This window comes from Enterobacter sp. BNK-16, assembly GCF_048684955.1.
Classification (GTDB): domain Bacteria; phylum Pseudomonadota; class Gammaproteobacteria; order Enterobacterales; family Enterobacteriaceae; genus Enterobacter; species Enterobacter bugandensis.
Genome location: NZ_JBLQTQ010000001.1, coordinates 3,306,705 through 3,323,934 on the forward strand (window position 1 = coordinate 3,306,705; position 17,230 = coordinate 3,323,934).

Consider the following 17,230-nt stretch of genomic DNA (forward strand, 5'->3'; position numbering starts at 1 on the left):
GCTTACCCCTTTGCGACCAGTACCAGTGCGGCAATAATAAAAACCAGCGCCACGATGCGTCTTGCGTTTATCTTCCTGTGCGGCGTACCCAGCAGGCCAAAGTGGTCAATGATCAGGCTTTTAAAAACCTGACCTGCCAGAATGCCGATCATCGTCAGAGCGATGCCGATAGCGGGGGTGGCGATAGTCAGAATGACAACGTAAACAGGACCCAGCACGCCGCCAAGCAGCTGCCAGCCGGGCTGTGCGAAAAACGACGGACCGTTGCGCGGGCTGAAAAACAGCATCAGCAGAAAGGTCAGCGCGGCGCCGACCCCGAAAATGCTGAACGTGGCCCATAAATCGCCTACTTCTCCCCCTAACGGCCCCAGCAAACCCGCCTCGACGGAGAGGCCCATCCCGCCGGCAATCACCAGTAAAATCAATACAAACTGCATTATGCTTCCTCCGTTTTCAGGCGAAGAAGATTACGTCGGTAGACATGTGAGAAAAATGCCATAATGCAGGAAACACCTTTGCAGGAAATGCATTAATGTCAGATGCCGGAAGCATGAACCTTCGCTCACTGCTGCTGTTTATTGCCGTCTATGAAACGCAGAACTTTTCCGTCGTTGCGCGACGGGAGGGAATTTCTGCCTCGCAGGTGTCGCGGATTATTCATCAGCTTGAGGACGCGCTCGGCCAGCAGCTGTTCTATCGCAATACCCGGGCGGTGATCCCCACGGAAAACGGGCATCTTTTTATCCGCTATGCCCGGGCGATGGTCGATAACTTCGAAGAGGCGCGTCGGGAGCTGGATGAACGTTCGACCGAACCCTCCGGCACGGTACGCATTAATGGGCCGGTATTTTTTGGACAGAGGCACGTTGCACCCGGCCTGGCAGGCCTGGCCGAGCGTTATCCACGGTTAACCATAGAGCTGACGCTGACCGATGACTTTATCGACCCGCACCGGGATGCCGCCGACCTCATTTTTCGCATCGGCACCCTGACGGACTCGACGTTCCACGCCCGCATCTTCGGGCAGCAGCGCTACCATCTTGCCGCGTCGCCCGCGTATCTGCGTCAACACGGCGTACCGGCCGACCCGGCCGAGCTGAGCCAGCATAAATGCCTGGTGTATCGCGGTTCGTCTGGCCCTAATCGCTGGCTTGTGCGACGCAAGGGGGAGAATTGGGTGCACTATCCCGTGGCGCCGCTGATGACGTCCAATAATGCGGAGTCGCTGCTCATTGCCGCGCTGGGTGGAATGGGGATCGTCCTGTTTCCGGACTGGCTGATTGGCGACAGGCTGCAGCGGGGGGCGCTGGTCGCACTTATGCCGGAAATGGCGTGCGCTATCAATACGGAGCCGCTGAATATTGCGGCGATCTATCCTCACGCACGTCATCCGCCCCTGAACGTCAGGGCGGTGATTGATTATTACGTGGCGTTTTTCGGCTCGCCGCCGTACTGGCAAACGTAAGGCAATTACGCGCCGAGCTCCTTGCGGATAATTTCTGCGCCGGCGCTGAGCGCTTTCAGCTTACCGTTAGCCACCTGACGGGAGAGGGGAGCCATGCCGCAGTTGGTTGAGGGGTAAAGCTTGTCGGCGTCGACGAACTGCAGCGCTTTACGCAGGGTGTCGGCGACCTCTTCTGGCGTTTCGACGGTGTTGGTTGCCACGTCAATCGCCCCAACCATCACCTTTTTACCGCGAATCAGCTCCAGCAGATCCATCGGTACGCGGGAGTTGTGGCACTCCAGGGAGATGATGTCGATGTTAGAGGTTTGCAGCTTAGGGAAGGCCTCTTCATACTGGCGCCATTCTGAGCCGAGCGTCTTTTTCCAGTCGGTATTGGCCTTGATGCCGTAGCCGTAGCAGATGTGTACCGCGGTTTCGCATTTCAGACCCTCAATGGCGCGCTCGAGCGCGGCGATACCCCAGTCGTTGACCTCATCAAAAAAAACGTTAAACGCCGGCTCGTCGAACTGGATAATATCCACGCCCGCGGCTTCTAATTCGCGCGCTTCCTGGTTGAGGATTTTGGCGAATTCCCAGGCCAGCTTTTCGCGGCTTTTATAATGCGCGTCGTAAAGGGTGTCGATCATGGTCATTGGCCCAGGCAGGGCCCATTTGATCGGCTTGTCCGTGAGCTGGCGCAGGTACTTTGCATCGTCCACGAATACCGGCTTCTGACGCGCAACGGCAGAAACCACGGTCGGCACGCTGGCGTCGTAGCGGTTACGAATGCGCACGGTCTGGCGATTTTCAAAATCGACGCCGCTCAGGTGTTCAATAAAGGTGGTGACGAAGTGCTGACGGGTCTGTTCCCCGTCGCTGACAATATCGATTCCCGCACGGATCTGCTCGTCAAGAGACAGGCGCAGTGCATCCTGTTTACCCGCCAGTAATTCCTGATCCTGCAGTTTCCACGGAGACCAGAGCGTTTCAGGTTGCGCAAGCCAGGTCGGCTTAGGCAGGCTGCCAGCCGTAGACGTCGGGAGCAATGTTTTCATAATAAAAGACCTTTTTTGATGAATTAAAGCGTGTAGTTATCAGACCACTGCTCGAGAATGTGTTTATAAGGCTTAATGAAATATTCTTCGGTAAATCGACCCTGTTCAATCGCCAGCCGGCTTCGCTCTTCGCGGTCATAAACAATTTTGGTTAATGAATGATCCTGCTGGTTCAGGTCCGGGCGATAAAACAGTCCCGCCGCCGAGTTCGCGTTATAAATTTCCGGGCGATAGATTTTCTGGAACGTTTCCATCGTGCTGATGGTGCCGATCAGTTCCAGATCGGTGTAATCGCTCAGCAAGTCTCCGGTAAAGAAGAACGCGAAAGGCGCCACGCTGTTCTCAGGCATGAAGTAGCGGACCTTCAGGCCCATTTTTGCGAAGTACAGTTCCGTTAACGATTCGCCATCCGGCGCGTACTCAATACCCAGAACAGGGTGCTGGTTACCGGTGCGGCGATAGGTGTCTTTGCTCGAGACGCTCAGGCAGATCACCGGGCCCTTTCTGAAGTTCTCTTTGTATTCCGGCGAGTTCACAAAATGGTGGAAAATATTGCCATGCAGTTCGCCAAACTTTTCCGGAATACTGAAGTGCTGCTGGTTCTTGTTGTGATCCAGCAGCAGGACGCTGAAATCATAATCCCGCACGTAAGAGGAGAAGTTATTCCCGACAATGCCTGCGATACGCTGGTTATTTTTTTTGTCGACAATATACGTCTGCAAAATCTCGATGGCCGGGAACGGCTTTTCCGCGCCAATGTTCAAATCGACAGAGATGATTTCAAGCTCAACCGCGTAGCGATCGGCGGTCGGGTTATCCCAGCGCGCCAGGGCGTTAAAGCGGTTGTTGATCATCACCAGCGTATTGCGCAGGTTTTCCTGACGTTTTTCCCCACGCGCCAGGTTGGCAAAGTTGGTGGTCGTACGCGTATTTTCTGACGGGTTGTAATTCTCATCGAAGCAACTGCGCTTAAGGGTATATGTGAAAGCTTTGCTCATTGTGGTTATGCATCCTAAGTTCATGTTGCTAAGAAGTTACTAATGCATAATTTATGCCTGAGCCCGCGGCGCAGGGGAAGTGACTTAATTTCAATGCAACATGAGGGAAGTTCATGAACAGTATTGCGAACAGGACGGAGAGGGAAGTGAACGGGTAAGGGGCATCGCGCCCCTTAGCGTTATGCTGAAGGACGTTCGTTCCAGGCGTCACTGTGCAAGATATTCCCGTCGACAATGCGCCAGGTAATTTTATCGTACTGCAGGCTTACGCTTTCAACATGGTTCATTTTATCATTGGCAGCGATTTTCACGTTTGGCACGCTGCAGTTAACACCGGTAACCTTTACGTTCTCCATTAGTACGGTGTAATAACAGACTTCCTGTCCGGCATCATTAATATGATAGAAGTTGATTTCAGCGCTTTTAAGTGCCTGACCGGTAGATGCCGCTTTGTAGAGATAGGGCGTGGAGCTATCAACTTCCTTTTCAATCCGCATGGATGAGTGTTGACGCGTGCCGGTGATCTTGCCGTTAGCGCTGTCTACCGGGAGGTTAATGCCATGGCTCAGCCCAATTATCTCAATGCTACCTTCACGGTCCTGAACATCTACAGAACCTTTAATATGTGCTCCACCGTCGTCTTTTAGCCACATGTAGGGAGGAATTGGCATTCTTTATTTCCTTATTTTATTGAGTAACAGTGTTGTTAAGCGATAAATAACCGTGGTGAGGGTAAGTACGATTAAAATATCGACATTGGTATATGTGTCGTAAATTGTTTCAGCATTCACATCGCCATAAATAAAATTACATATTGATGAGACCACGTCATAATCAAGATAGTGTTCAGCGGGCCCAAGTGTGCGGCCTACAAAAATGCTGATGCACAGAAACCAGACCGTTTTGAATAGCCTGATTCCCCATTTAAGGGCAAGTGCTGATATATCCACTTTCAATCACCTCAACCCAGCCGCGTGCCATAAGTGAACGCATACAGGGAACCTGAATTAGCTCTGTACTCATGAGTGCATTCCGGATCAATGCGTAATCAGAATTATGGGCAATAGTGATACATCCTTCAGATACCGTACCTGGATGCAGCCGAAACAAACCCCGATAGATGTTATCAATCCAGGTACCATCATCGATTCCCCAGTCATCCTTGTATAAAGCAAACCACTCATCGCGGCCAAATTCTGCGCCGGTTCTGACCTGGTTCCACCGATCCTGAACTTTTGCTTTTAACCCTGAAAAGAAACCTCCAGTCCCTCTGTCAACAATCCAGTATTTTCCTGGGGGAATTGGACCTGCGCCTTTAACTGCACCACAAAATCCATTGTTTTTGTAAATTCCCTGCCCGGAATGCGCCATAAACACACCCACGCCGTGCAGATTAAAAGGCGCATAGTCTGCACCATTGAGCATCATCGTTCCTTTTAAGGCCATATTTTCTCCGCTGCCTTGTAATAAGAAAAAGGCAGCCTACGCCTGTAGTGGGTAGAGATATTTAACACACATCATATTTATGAACTGCGCATTTTTTTTAAGAAAATGACTCGACAATTTTTAATCACTATTCAGCCATTAATGTGAGTTAATGCTAAAAAATAATGAACCAGGCTCAGGCAACCCATCTCCATGCCTACTTCTCTGGTACACGCTCCGCAATTCCCGCTATAATCCCCAAAATTTCCAACCGGTTTAGAAACGATCATGACAAAACTCACCTTACAAGAGCAGATGCTGAAAGCGGGCCTGGTCAGCAGCAAGAAAGCGGCGAAAGTGCAGCGCACGGCAAAGAAATCACGCGTTCAGGCACGTGAGGCTCGGGAAGCGGTAGAAGAGAACAAGAAGGCGCAGATCGAGCGAGACAAGCTGCTGAGCGAGCAGCAGAAGCAGGCCGTACTCGCGAAAGAGTTTAAAGCGCAGGTGAAGCAGCTGATCGAGATGAACCGCATCACCGTGGCGAAGGGCAACATCACCTTTAACTTCACCGACGGTAATCTGATCAAAAAAATTGAGGTCGACAAGCAGACGCAAACCCAGCTGATCAACGGCCGTCTGGCCATTGCGCGCCTGGTGCTCAATGCAAACGGCGATTGTGAATACGCGATCATTCCGGCGGTGGTGGCTGATAAAATTGCCCAGCGCGATGCCGACAGCATCGTGTTAAACAGCACGCTCAGTCAAGAAGAGCAGGACGAAGACGATCCGTACGCGGACTTCAAAATTCCTGACGATTTGATGTGGTAAACCGCGTTCAAAACGGGGCGGCGTGGCGGGCGTTAACCGGCTCTCCGCTCACGGGATGAATAAAATTCAGCTCGCTGGCATGCAGCATCAGCCGGGGCGTTTCCTTAGCCCCCGGCGCGTCAAGACCGCCATACAGATCGCAGCCCAGAATAGGGTGCCCCAGCTGTTGGCAATGGATGCGCAGCTGGTGGGTTCGCCCGGTTTCCGGCGTCAGTTCCACCCGCGTTAACGGCACTCCTGTCCCCCGAAAAAAACGTTCCACCACCCGATAGCGGGAACGGGCGGGTTTACCGTTGATGGCGCAGATCGACATCAGCGGGAACAGCGCCGGGTCTTTGGCAATGGGCGCGTCTATTATTCCCTCGTCGTTCTCCAGATGCCCATAAAGCAGGGCGCTGTAGACTTTCTCCACGCTGCGCTGGCTGAACTGCTGGCAAAGCGCCGCGTTGATGGCCTTATTGCGCGCAACCACCATCAGCCCGGACGTGCCGAAATCCAGACGGTGTACCAGCGTGCAGCCGGGGAACGTCTGCACCAGACGATAATGAACAGAATCGAGGTTTTGCGGGTTTTTGCCCGAGAGGCTGAGCAGGCCAGAAGGCTTATTAATCAGCAGCAGATGTTCATCCTGCCAGAGGATCTCAATGTCGTCGTGACACTGTGGAGCAATAAAAGAATCGATAATCGCAGACATCAGGCCGCCCGGCTGGAGATTGGATGCGGATGATAGCGAAATGCGGGGAAAAGAAAAACCCTCCCACCGGGCGGTGAGAGGGGGAAATCTTACGCGGCTACCAGGCTGTCGATGGCGGCTTTCGCGTCGGTCTGCGCTTTGGTCGCCACTTCAGGACCGTAAGCGATGCCTTCCGCAAACACGAAGTTCACGTCAGTGATGCCGATGAAGCCCAGGAACAGGCTCAGGTACGGCGCAACCAGGTCAGTTGGGGTATCTTTATGGATACCGCCACGGCTGGTCAGGACGATCGCACGCTTGCCTTTTACCAGACCTTCAGGGCCGTTCTCGGTGTAGCGGAAGGTTACGCCAGCGCGCGCCACCAGGTCGAAGTAGTTCTTCAGCTGGGTAGGAATGTTGAAGTTGTACATTGGAGCGTTGATGACGATAACGTCGTGCGCCTGCAGCTCAGCAATCAGCTCGTCGGACAGGGCCAGGGCTTCCTGCTGACGCGGGGACAGTGGCGCATCGCTTGGGCGCAGCGCGCCAATCAGCTCGCCGTCCAGGACAGGAATGGGGTTTGCTGCCAGGTCACGCACGGTGATTTCGTCTGCAGAATGCTGTTCACGCCACTGTTCAACGAAGTAATCAGACAGCTGACCAGACTGAGAGTACCCTGCCAGAATACTGGATTTCAAAACTAATACTTTGCTCATGGGTGATTCCTGTTGTTGCATTTGATTGAAGGGGGGTGCCCCGTTGCTTGTTGACACTTTATTCACAATCCTGCCACAGAGATAGCGCAATATATCGAAGCCTATGTTCGAATTTTTTGAATAAGGCGCTAAAAGCGTCAATGTGGTACTCTATAGCAATCATTAAAAAGAGATTTTATCCGGCAGAGCACTGCCCGTTAACGCTATGACAGAACAACCCAAAATCACCTTCCCGTTGCTCCTGCAACAGCTTGATTCCCTGATGCTGCGCGATAAACAGCGGTTTTCCCGCCGGCTGCACGGCGTGAAGAAGGTTAAAAATCCTGATGCACAACAGGCCATTTACCAGGAGATGGCCAAAGAGATTGAACAGGCGGCAGGGAAGGTTGTGCTGCGCGAAGCCGCGCGTCCGGCGATCACCTACCCGGAAAACCTGCCTGTCAGCCAGAAGAAACAGGACATCCTTGAGGCCGTCCGCGACCACCAGGTGGTGATTGTCGCGGGGGAAACCGGTTCAGGCAAAACCACCCAACTGCCGAAAATCTGTATGGAGCTGGGCCGCGGGGTGAAGGGGCTGATTGGCCACACCCAGCCGCGTCGTCTGGCGGCGCGCACCGTGGCGAACCGTATTGCCGAAGAGCTGCAGTCGGAGCCGGGCGGCTGCATCGGCTACAAGGTACGATTCAGCGACCATGTCAGCGACAACACCATGGTCAAGCTGATGACGGACGGTATCCTGCTGGCGGAAATACAGCAGGACCGCCTGCTGATGCAGTACGACACCATCATCATCGATGAAGCGCACGAGCGCAGCCTGAACATCGACTTCCTGCTTGGCTACCTTAAAGAGCTGCTGCCGCGTCGCCCTGATCTGAAAATTATCATCACCTCCGCGACCATCGACCCGGAGCGCTTCTCAAAACACTTCAACAATGCGCCGATTATTGAAGTGTCGGGCCGCACCTATCCGGTGGAAGTGCGCTATCGCCCGATTGTGGAAGAGGCGGACGATACCGAGCGCGACCAGCTGCAGGCCATCTTCGACGCCGTTGACGAGCTGGGCAACGAGAGCGCGGGCGACATCCTGATCTTCATGAGCGGCGAGCGCGAAATTCGCGATACCGCCGATGCGCTCAGCAAGCGCGACCTGCGCCACACCGAGATCCTGCCGCTGTATGCCCGCCTGTCCAACAGCGAACAGAACCGCGTCTTCCAGCCGCACGGCGGGCGCCGCATCGTGCTGGCGACCAACGTGGCGGAGACCTCGCTGACCGTACCGGGGATTAAATACGTTATCGACCCGGGCACGGCGCGCATCAGCCGCTACAGCTACCGCACCAAAGTTCAGCGCCTGCCGATTGAGCCGGTCTCCCAGGCGTCTGCTAACCAGCGTAAGGGCCGCTGCGGCCGCGTGTCGGAAGGGATCTGTATTCGTCTTTATTCCGAAGACGATTTCCTGTCGCGCCCGGAGTTTACCGACCCGGAAATTCTGCGCACCAACCTGGCGTCCGTTATCCTGCAGATGACCGCGCTGGGGCTGGGCGACATCGCGGCGTTTCCGTTTGTGGAAGCGCCGGACAAGCGCAACATTCAGGACGGCGTGCGTCTGCTGGAAGAACTCGGGGCGATTACCACCGACGAGCAGGCGAGCATCTATAAGCTGACACCGCTGGGCCGCCAGCTCAGCCAGCTGCCGGTCGACCCGCGCCTGGCGCGCATGGTGCTGGAAGCGCAAAAGCACGGTTGCGTGCGCGAGGCGATGATCATCACCTCGGCGCTCTCCATTCAGGACCCGCGCGAGCGTCCGATGGACAAACAGCAGGCGTCGGACGAAAAGCACCGTCGCTTCCACGACAAAGAGTCCGATTTCCTCGCCTTTGTGAACCTGTGGAACTACCTCGGCGAGCAGCAGAAAGCGCTCTCCTCGAACCAGTTCCGCCGCCAGTGCCGCGTGGATTTCCTTAATTATCTGCGCGTGCGTGAATGGCAGGATATCTACACCCAGCTGCGCCAGGTGGTGAAAGAGCTGGGCATTCCGGTGAACAGTGAACCGGCGGAGTACCGCGAAATTCATATCGCGCTGCTGACTGGCCTGCTGTCCCATATCGGGATGAAGGATGCGGATAAGCAGGAATATACCGGCGCGCGTAACGCGCGTTTCTCCATCTTCCCGGGTTCCGGCTTGTTCAAGAAGCCGCCGAAGTGGACTATGGTCGCGGAGCTGGTGGAAACCAGCCGCCTGTGGGGGCGCATTGCCGCGCGCATCGACCCTGAATGGGTTGAGCCGGTGGCTCAGCACCTGCTGAAACGTTCGTACAGCGAGCCGCACTGGGAGCGCGCGCAGGGCGCGGTGATGGCGACCGAAAAAGTGACCGTTTACGGCCTGCCGGTGGTCGCCGCGCGTAAGGTCAACTACAGCCAGATCGATCCGGCGCTCAGCCGCGAGCTGTTTATCCGCCACGCGCTGGTGGAGGGGGACTGGCAGACGCGCCACGCGTTCTTCCGTGAAAACCTGAAGCTGCGCGCCGAGGTGGAAGAGCTTGAGCACAAGTCCCGACGCCGCGACATTCTGGTGGACGATGAGGCGCTGTTTGAGTTTTATGACCAGCGCATCAGCCATGATGTTATCTCCGCCCGCCACTTTGACAGCTGGTGGAAGAAGGCCAGCAAAGCGACGCCGGACCTGCTCAACTTCGAAAAGAGCATGCTGATTAAAGAGGGGGCGGAGTCGGTCAGCAAGCTCGACTACCCGAACTTCTGGCATCAGGGCAACCTCAAGTTGCGTCTGACCTACCAGTTTGAACCGGGCACCGACGCGGACGGCGTAACCGTCCACATTCCGCTGCCGCTGTTAAACCAGGTCGACGAGAGCGGGTTTGAGTGGCAAATTCCCGGCCTGCGCCGCGAGTTGGTGATTGCGCTGATCAAATCCCTGCCGAAACCGGTGCGGCGCAATTTTGTGCCAGCGCCAAACTATGCGGAAGCGTTTCTGGGCCGCGTCACACCGCTGGAACTGCCGCTGCTGGACGCGCTGGAGCGTGAGTTCCGCCGCATGACCGGCACCACCATCGACCGCGAAGACTGGAACTGGGATCAGGTGCCCGATCACCTGAAAATCAGCTTCCGCGTGGTGGATGATAAAAACAAAAAGCTGCTGGAAGGGCGTTCCCTCAGCGAGCTGAAAGAGGCGCTGAAAGGCAAAGTTCAGGAGACGCTTTCTGCGGTGGCGGACGACGGCATTGAGCAGAGCGGGCTGCATATCTGGAGCTTTGGCCAGCTTCCGGAAAGCTACGAGCAGAAGCGCGGCAACTATAAGGTCAAAGCCTGGCCGGCGCTGGTGGACGAACGTGACAGCGTGGCGATCAAACTGTTTGATAACCCGCAGGAACAGCAGCAGATGATGTGGCGCGGGCTGCGCCGCCTGCTGCTGCTCAACATCCCGTCGCCAATCAAGTATCTGCACGAGAAGCTGCCGAACAAAGCCAAGCTGGGGCTCTACTTTAACCCGTACGGCAAAGTGCTGGATCTGATTGACGACTGCATCTCCTGCGGCGTGGACAAGCTGATCCACGAGGCGGGCGGCCCGGTCTGGACGGAAGAAGGTTTTGCGAAGCTGCATGACAAGGTTCGCGCCGAGCTGAACGACACCGTGGTGGAGATTGCCAAACAGGTCGAGCAGATCCTCACCGCCGTGTTCAACATCAACAAGCGCCTGAAGGGGCGCGTGGATATGACCATGGCGCTGGGACTGTCGGACGTGAAGGCGCAGATGGCGGGGCTGGTGTACCGCGGCTTTGTCACCGGCAACGGCTTTAAGCGTCTGGGCGATACGCTGCGCTATCTGCAGGCGATTGAAAAACGTTTGGAGAAAATGGCGATCGATCCGCACCGCGATCGCGCGCAGATGCTGAAAGTGGAGAGCGTGCAGCAGGCGTGGCAGCAGTGGTTAAACAAGCTGCCGCCGGCGCGCCGCGACGATGAAGATGTGCAGGAGATCCGCTGGATGATCGAGGAGCTGCGCGTCAGCTTCTTTGCCCAGCAGCTCGGTACGCCGTATCCGATTTCGGATAAGCGTATATTGCAGGCGATGGAGCAGATTTCCGCTTAACGTCCTTGCCCGGTTTTCTCCCTCTCCCTGTGGGGGAGGGTCGGGCTGATGCCTTCACCCATTCACAATCGCCAGCGTAAACCCATCCCATCCCTTAACCCCCACCGTTTGCAGTGCGGTGGCGGTTAAGCGCGGGTTATCCCCCGTCATCTCGATAAAACGCCGCACGCCCAGCACGCGCGCGTCGTCGCTTTGCCCGTTAATGACCTCGCCGTCGCGGACCACGTTATCGCCGATGATCACCGTGCCGGGACGGGAATAGTGCAGCGCCCACTCCAGATAGCCGGGATTGTTTGGCTTATCGGCATCAATAAAGATCAGGTCGAACGGTGGAACGTCACCGAAATTCTCCAGCGAGTTCAGTGCCGGGCCTTCAATTAATTCAATACGATCGTTCAGCCCCGCGAGGCGAATATTCTGGCGGGCAACATCAGCATGCGTTGGGTCCGCCTCGAGCGTAATCAGCTTTCCGTCCGGCGGCAGGGCGCGTGCCATCCAGATTGAGCTATATGCACCCAGCGTACCGATCTCAAGAATGCGTCTTGCCTGCGTCATGCGCACGAACAGCGCCAGCAGCTGTCCCTGATTGGCCGCAACATCGTGTTCGGGTAGCCCGGCGCGTTTGTTGTTTTCAAGAACCTTCTGAAGAACCTCATCCTCAGGGATAAGCGAAGAAATCATGTAATTATCTACTGCAGACCATTGTTGTTGCATAGATTGACTCCTTAAGAGGGATTGCCGGGTGGCGGCTACGCCTTACCCGGCCTACGGGTGCGAAATGCAGGTCCGGTAAGCAAAGCGCCACCGGGCAGGTTTTCAGGCATTGACCCAGCCCCCGCCCAGCGCTTTATACAAATCAATCTGCGCCAGCAGCAGGTTATTTTTGACCTGCACCACGCTGGTCTGGACCGAGTACAGCGTGCGCTGCGCGTCCAGCACGTCAAGATAGGATGAATAACCGTTGCGATAGCGGTTCTGCGCAATGCGCAGCGTCTCCCGGGCCACATCCTGCTGGGCAAGCAGCTCCGTCAGCTGTTCCTGATAGCGCGTAATGGCATCAAGGCTGTTGTTCACTTCGGCAAACGCGTTACGCACGGTTTTTTCATACGCATACAGCGCCTGGTTACGCTGGGACTGGGAAATATCCACCTGCGCGTTCAGCGCCTGGCGGTTCAGCAGCGGGGCGAGAATGCTGCCGCCTGCGCTCCAGAGCTGGAGCGGGTTGTCCAGCAGGCCGGAAAGGGTGCGATCCTGGATCGATCCGGTTGCGGTCAGGTTGATCGACGGCAGCAGGCTGGCGCGTGACGCGGCAAGCGAGGCATCAGCCGCGACCAGCTGTCGCTCGGCCTGCACGATATCCGGCCGCCGATTCAGGAGCGTGGAGGGCAGCTGTGACGGCAGCGTGAGCGGCGTCAGCGCCGCAAAGCTTTCGCTACGCGCTACCGCACCGGGATTGCTTCCCAGCAGCAGGCTCAGGGCATTCTCCTGCTGCGCAATCTGATGCCGCAGCTCGGGCACCTGCGCTCGCGTTGAGCGAAGCTCGGAATCCGACTGCATCAGCTCCAGGCGCGAACTGTAGCCCGTCTCAAGCTGGCGTTTGGCAAGATTAAACGCTTCTTCGCGCGATTTCAGCGTGGATTCGGTCACGCGCAGCTGTTCATCAAGCGAGAGCAGGGTGACGTACCCGGAGGCAACGGACGAGGCGACGGTGAGATCCGCAGCCGCGGCGGCGGCTTTTTGCGCCTCCAGCGAGGCTTCGGCGGCATTGGACGTGCTGCGGTTGACGCCCCAGATATCAACGTCATAGCTCGCCGTCAAGCTGCCTCTGTACAGCGTGCTGTAGACCGGCAACCCGGTGGCGGCGGATTGAGAACGGGCGCGCGTCCCGGTTACGCCCGCGTCGAGTGAAGGAAACAGGCTGCCGTCGGCGGCAAAGACCCGCGCCTGATATTCGTTTATCCGCTCGCGGGCAATCAGCACATCGCTGTTATTTTTTAGCGCCTGGTCCACATAGCGGTTGAGGTTGTTGTCATGAAAATTGCGCCACCAGAGCTGTTCCGTCGGGCTGGTTGGCCCTGAGACGGCGCGCCATTGAGCCGGAATTTGCAGGGTCGGCTGCGCCGGCTTGACGTCAACGGACTGGCATCCGGCCAGCATGAGCGCCCCCACCAGCGCGGCTATCGGGCGAAGAATCATGGCTTCGCCTCCCGCGTATCGATCGTCACCTGGACCGACATACCCGGACGCAGCAGCGCAGACTCTTCAGGCTTACCAAGCACCTCAATGCGCACCGGAATGCGCTGGGCAATTTTGACAAAGTTCCCGGTGGCGTTATCCGGCGTGATAGCGCTGAATTCAACCCCGGTCGCCGGAGAGATGCTCTCCACGCGCCCCTGATACGCCTTGTTGTTCAGGGCATCAACGGTGAACTTCACCGGTTGACCGACGCGCAGCTCCGCGAGCTGGGTCTCTTTGATGTTGGCGATCACCCAGTGCTGCGGCGGTACCAGCGTAGTGAGGTGCGTTCCGGCGGTCACGTACGCGCCGAGACGCACGGCAATCTGGCCGAGCTGGCCGTCGCGCGGGGCGATAATGCGGGTGTTTTGCAGGTCAATCTGCGCCAGCTCCAGCGCCGCTTTGGCGTTTTCAACATCTGCCTCCAGCGCGCCGCGGTTCACAATCACCGTCTGCAGATCCTGACGCGACATCTCAAGCGAGGCTTTCGCCTGGTCGATATCTGCGCTGCCCTGAGCCGCACTAGCCAGCGCGGCATCGCGCTCGCGAATGGAAAGCGACCCATCCGCCGTCAGATCCTTCACGCGCTTTAAATCCGCCTGGGTTTTCAGGCTCTGGGCGCGGGCATTTTTCAGCGCGGCTTCATTTTTGGCAATGGTCGCTTCGGCGCTTTTCCGCTGCTGCAGGTTGTTATTCAGCGCGGCTATTTTCATCGCCAGCTGCGCCTCGGCCTGATGGACGCGCTGACGATAGATGCGGTCATCGATCTGCAGCAGCAGATCGCCTTTTTTGACCTGCACAAAGTCCTGCACCTTCACCTCGGTGATATAGCCGTTAACCTGGGGGCTAATGAACGTCGTCTGGCCGCGCACGTAGGCGTTGTCTGTAAACTGCGCGTGGCGGGTAAACGGCGGCAGCTGCCAGGCGTAAAGAATGACCAGCACGCCGACAATACCGATGGCAGCGGCGGTGAAAACGGAAACAATGCGCACATTTTTGCGGGTGTTGGCCTGCTCTTTGGCGGCATCCTGCTGACTCATAAACTCTCCAGAAATATTACAATTATTTGTTGCCGGTGGCGTTCTTCAGCGCCATACGGGCAGTAATGCGCAGGCGCAGCAAGCGCCATAAAATCCAGACCAGCGTGGCGGCAGCGATGCTTGCCGTCAGCAGATAAGTATCGTTGTAGGCCAGAATATTTGCCTCAAGGCTGGTCACCGTCTGTAGCTGGGTAATGGCCTGCGTTCCCAGCAGCGTACTGTCGCCGATCAGGCTTTTATACATCTGGGTATAAAGCTGAATCCGCTCGTTGACCAGCGGGTTAAGCGTGGTGAGCTGATCCGCCAGCAGGCTGGAGTGGTATTTCTCGCGCCAGGTCTGGAAGGTGCCGAGAATCGCCGATCCCAGCAGGCCGCCGAGGTTCTGGCTCATGCCAAACATGACCGAAAAGCTGACCAGGTTACGCGGGTCGGCAATTACCCCGCCAATGGCGGCCAGCATGGCGGGCGCCAGGAAGAAGGCGCTGCCGAAGCCCAGCAGAAACTGGCTGACCATCAGCTGATCCGGGCGGGTCAGGTTATTGGACTGGCTGTCCAGCAGCGAGGCAACAATCATCAGCGCCAGAGAGGTGATAATCGGCCACGCCAGCTTTGTGGGCTTGATGGTGAGGCAACTGGTGACGATCCCGCAGACGATCCCGGCGAAAATGGACCACGCCAGATGGGTCATCTGCTCATTCTGTAACCCCACGTACTGCAGCCAGCCGATGACGCCGGTATTTTGCTCCGCCAGCACGATGCGGATCAGCAGCATGATCAGCCCCAGGCGAACGATGCTGCCGCTCGACAGCCAGCGGGTGTTCAGCAGCGGGTTGGCGCGGTTATGTTCAAACACGATGGCGGAAACAATCAGCACCAGCGATAGCGCCAGCGACCAGCCGATCCACGGCGCCTCAAACCACCAGTCAAGACGGCCTAAAGAGAGCACGGCGCAGAGCAGGGCCATTCCGGGAGCCAGTAAAAAGAAGGTGACAAAGTCTTTCTTCTCGAAGACCTTGCGTCGGTCACCCGGAGGCAGTTTTAAGGCGATTACGCAGGCCAGGGAGATCAGCGCCAGCCCCAGTTCAAAGAAATAGAGCCCGCGCCACTCGTCCAGCTGGAGAAGCTCAGTGGAAAACAGACGCGCCAGCGGAATAGCGAGCGACGATCCGGTGATCCCGATGGTAAGCGCCTTCAGGCGATGCTTCGCAGGCCAGGCCTGGATTTGGTAGTAAATCCCCAGCGAGCTGAGCGCGGCGGCCACCATCCCGTGCGCGGCGCGTACCATTAGCGCGGAGCTGAGGTCGTTAACGAACAGGTGGAAAAAGGTGACCAGCACGTACAGCACCAGAAAACCTTCCGTAAAGGCGCGCAGGCCGTACTGTTGACGAAATTTGACCAGCAGCAGGTTAATGGAGATGTTGGTCATCACATAGACTGCGGGCAGCCAGGCGATTTCGGTCGACCAGGCCCCGAAGGTCCCCTGCAGGTTTTGCAGGTTGGCGGTGACCACCGCATTGCCCAGCGCCCCCGTCAGGCAAACCAGCAGCCCAACGACGCCATAGGCGACGCGTTTTGGCGTACTGTGCTCGGGGGTGGAAGGCGAACCCAGCAGGGCGGGTTTCTCATGGGGCTGCCACTCGCGAGGAGCATAAGGGTCGCGTTCGGGCAGGCGCATAACGTCATTACCTTAGAAATGATTGAATAATTAGCGGGCTAGCGATTCTACGTCTGCCGCAAATGATAATTCAAGTGAATATGATTTGCGCATGTTAATCAAATGTACGAAAGAAATTTAAGGAAAAAGAGCGGCCCGATGTCGCCGTTGTGTTGAGAACCTGAAGTCGCTACCCTGCAGGGATAGCGAGAAGGAGTTCATCATGGAACAGACCCATTTTCCCATCCTGCCGGATGCCACACTGGCGGCCATTAATACTGTCGGTGAATGGCTGGCGCAGGATGACCTGAGCGGCAGCCGCCTGCACCCGGACGTCGATGCGGTAATTCTGGCAGGGAACGCGGTGATCCCGACCATTGAGGCAGCCTGCCGTATTGCCGCGCAGCGAGAAATCCCGCTCCTTATTAGCGGCGGTATTGGTCATTCAACCGCGTTTTTATATTCAGCTATCGGCAATCATCCGCGTTATCACACCTTACAAGTCGAAGGGCGGGCCGAAGCGAGCATTCTCGCTGACATTGCTCGGGCGTTCTGGCAGATCCCCGAGGCGCGCCTGTGGGTTGAAGATCGCTCCACCAACTGCGGTGAAAACGCGCGCTTTAGCTGGAACATGCTGAAAGAGCGTCAGCGGACAAGCGGACGCGTGCTGGTGGTGCAGGACCCAACGATGCAGCGCCGCACGATGGCGACGTTTGCCCGCGTGTGCCGCGATGAACCCGCATCACCGCAGTGGATCAGCCATCCCGGGTTTACGCCAGTGCTGCAAAACGGCACTGAGGGCGTGGAGTTTAGTGGGGGCAACGCCGGACTGTGGCCCGTTGACCGTTATCTTTCACTGGTTATGGGGGAACTGCCGCGCCTGTATGATGACGTCAACGGCTATGGCCCGGCCGGGCGGGATTTTATCGCGCACGTTGCCTTTCCGGAGGCGGTGACTGCCGCGTGGAAACAGCTACAGCAGGATCCTGTCCTGAAGGGCGCACGTAAAATAATGTAGGCATGGAACAATCCCCTCGCCCCATTGGGGAGAGGG

General features: G+C 56.8%; 15 protein-coding genes. 4 read left to right on the top strand and 11 right to left on the bottom strand.

Going from position 1 to position 17,230, the window contains the following annotated elements; genetic code table 11:
- Window positions 1–2 precede the first annotated feature (2 nt).
- On the bottom strand, window positions 3–437 hold the full coding sequence (locus tag ACMGGH_RS15925) for a DMT family transporter (RefSeq protein WP_028013065.1): 435 nt from the start codon (window positions 435–437) through the stop codon (window positions 3–5).
- 95 nt (window positions 438–532) lie between these two features.
- On the opposite strand from ACMGGH_RS15925, the gene ACMGGH_RS15930 reads away from it, so the two are divergent.
- Complete coding sequence (locus ACMGGH_RS15930) at window positions 533–1,465, top strand: LysR family transcriptional regulator (RefSeq protein WP_048998481.1); 933 nt, start codon at window positions 533–535, stop codon at window positions 1,463–1,465.
- A gap of 5 nt (window positions 1,466–1,470) precedes the next feature.
- Here ACMGGH_RS15930 and ACMGGH_RS15935 read toward each other — a convergent pair whose 3' ends face one another.
- The 4 genes from ACMGGH_RS15935 to ACMGGH_RS15950 form a co-directional block, all read right to left on the bottom strand.
- Window positions 1,471–2,499, bottom strand: coding sequence for a methionine synthase (locus ACMGGH_RS15935; RefSeq protein ID WP_041910105.1), 1,029 nt, complete (start codon window positions 2,497–2,499; stop codon window positions 1,471–1,473).
- Window positions 2,500–2,522: 23 nt separating this feature from the next.
- The gene (locus ACMGGH_RS15940) at window positions 2,523–3,497 is read right to left on the bottom strand and encodes a DUF1852 domain-containing protein (protein WP_420299137.1); all 975 of its coding nucleotides are present in this window, start codon (window positions 3,495–3,497) and stop codon (window positions 2,523–2,525) included.
- A gap of 179 nt (window positions 3,498–3,676) precedes the next feature.
- A complete protein-coding gene (locus ACMGGH_RS15945; RefSeq protein ID WP_232948209.1) occupies window positions 3,677–4,168 on the bottom strand; it encodes an Hcp family type VI secretion system effector in 492 nt (163 codons plus the stop codon).
- Between the two features lie 253 nt (window positions 4,169–4,421).
- Window positions 4,422–4,943 (bottom strand): DUF2778 domain-containing protein, encoded by a 522-nt coding sequence (locus tag ACMGGH_RS15950; RefSeq protein ID WP_232948210.1) that lies wholly within the window; start codon window positions 4,941–4,943, stop codon window positions 4,422–4,424.
- 267 nt (window positions 4,944–5,210) lie between these two features.
- Between ACMGGH_RS15950 and ACMGGH_RS15955 the strand changes: the two genes are divergently transcribed.
- Window positions 5,211–5,750, top strand: coding sequence for a DUF2058 domain-containing protein (locus ACMGGH_RS15955; protein WP_049137897.1), 540 nt, complete (start codon window positions 5,211–5,213; stop codon window positions 5,748–5,750).
- A 7-nt stretch (window positions 5,751–5,757) separates the two neighbouring features.
- On the opposite strand, the gene ACMGGH_RS15960 is transcribed toward ACMGGH_RS15955, so the two are convergent.
- Window positions 5,758–6,444 carry an RluA family pseudouridine synthase gene (locus tag ACMGGH_RS15960; RefSeq protein ID WP_232948211.1) on the bottom strand — a complete coding sequence of 229 codons (687 nt, stop codon included), beginning with the start codon at window positions 6,442–6,444 and terminating at the stop codon, window positions 5,758–5,760.
- Between the two features lie 89 nt (window positions 6,445–6,533).
- Window positions 6,534–7,139 (bottom strand): FMN-dependent NADH-azoreductase, encoded by a 606-nt coding sequence (gene azoR, locus ACMGGH_RS15965; protein WP_232948212.1) that lies wholly within the window; start codon window positions 7,137–7,139, stop codon window positions 6,534–6,536.
- Between the two features lie 205 nt (window positions 7,140–7,344).
- Here azoR and hrpA point away from each other — a divergent pair, with 205 nt between their 5' ends.
- Window positions 7,345–11,247, top strand: a complete 3,903-nt coding sequence (gene hrpA / locus ACMGGH_RS15970) for an ATP-dependent RNA helicase HrpA (RefSeq protein WP_232948213.1) — start codon at window positions 7,345–7,347, stop codon at window positions 11,245–11,247.
- Between the two features lie 54 nt (window positions 11,248–11,301).
- Here hrpA and ACMGGH_RS15975 read toward each other — a convergent pair whose 3' ends face one another.
- The 4 genes from ACMGGH_RS15975 to ACMGGH_RS15990 form a co-directional block, all read right to left on the bottom strand.
- The gene (locus ACMGGH_RS15975; protein ID WP_047368505.1) at window positions 11,302–11,961 is read right to left on the bottom strand and encodes an O-methyltransferase; all 660 of its coding nucleotides are present in this window, start codon (window positions 11,959–11,961) and stop codon (window positions 11,302–11,304) included.
- Between the two features lie 102 nt (window positions 11,962–12,063).
- Window positions 12,064–13,443, bottom strand: coding sequence for an efflux transporter outer membrane subunit (locus tag ACMGGH_RS15980; protein WP_232948214.1), 1,380 nt, complete (start codon window positions 13,441–13,443; stop codon window positions 12,064–12,066).
- Window positions 13,440–14,522, bottom strand: a complete 1,083-nt coding sequence (locus ACMGGH_RS15985) for an HlyD family secretion protein (protein ID WP_063437349.1) — start codon at window positions 14,520–14,522, stop codon at window positions 13,440–13,442. The genes ACMGGH_RS15980 and ACMGGH_RS15985 overlap by 4 nt, the downstream gene beginning before the upstream one ends.
- 22 nt (window positions 14,523–14,544) lie before the next feature.
- On the bottom strand, window positions 14,545–16,197 hold the full coding sequence (locus tag ACMGGH_RS15990) for an MFS transporter (RefSeq protein WP_032644875.1): 1,653 nt from the start codon (window positions 16,195–16,197) through the stop codon (window positions 14,545–14,547).
- 202 nt (window positions 16,198–16,399) lie between these two features.
- On the opposite strand from ACMGGH_RS15990, the gene ACMGGH_RS15995 reads away from it, so the two are divergent.
- Window positions 16,400–17,194 carry a YdcF family protein gene (locus tag ACMGGH_RS15995; RefSeq protein ID WP_232948215.1) on the top strand — a complete coding sequence of 265 codons (795 nt, stop codon included), beginning with the start codon at window positions 16,400–16,402 and terminating at the stop codon, window positions 17,192–17,194.
- The last annotated feature ends 36 nt before the right edge of the window (window positions 17,195–17,230 follow it).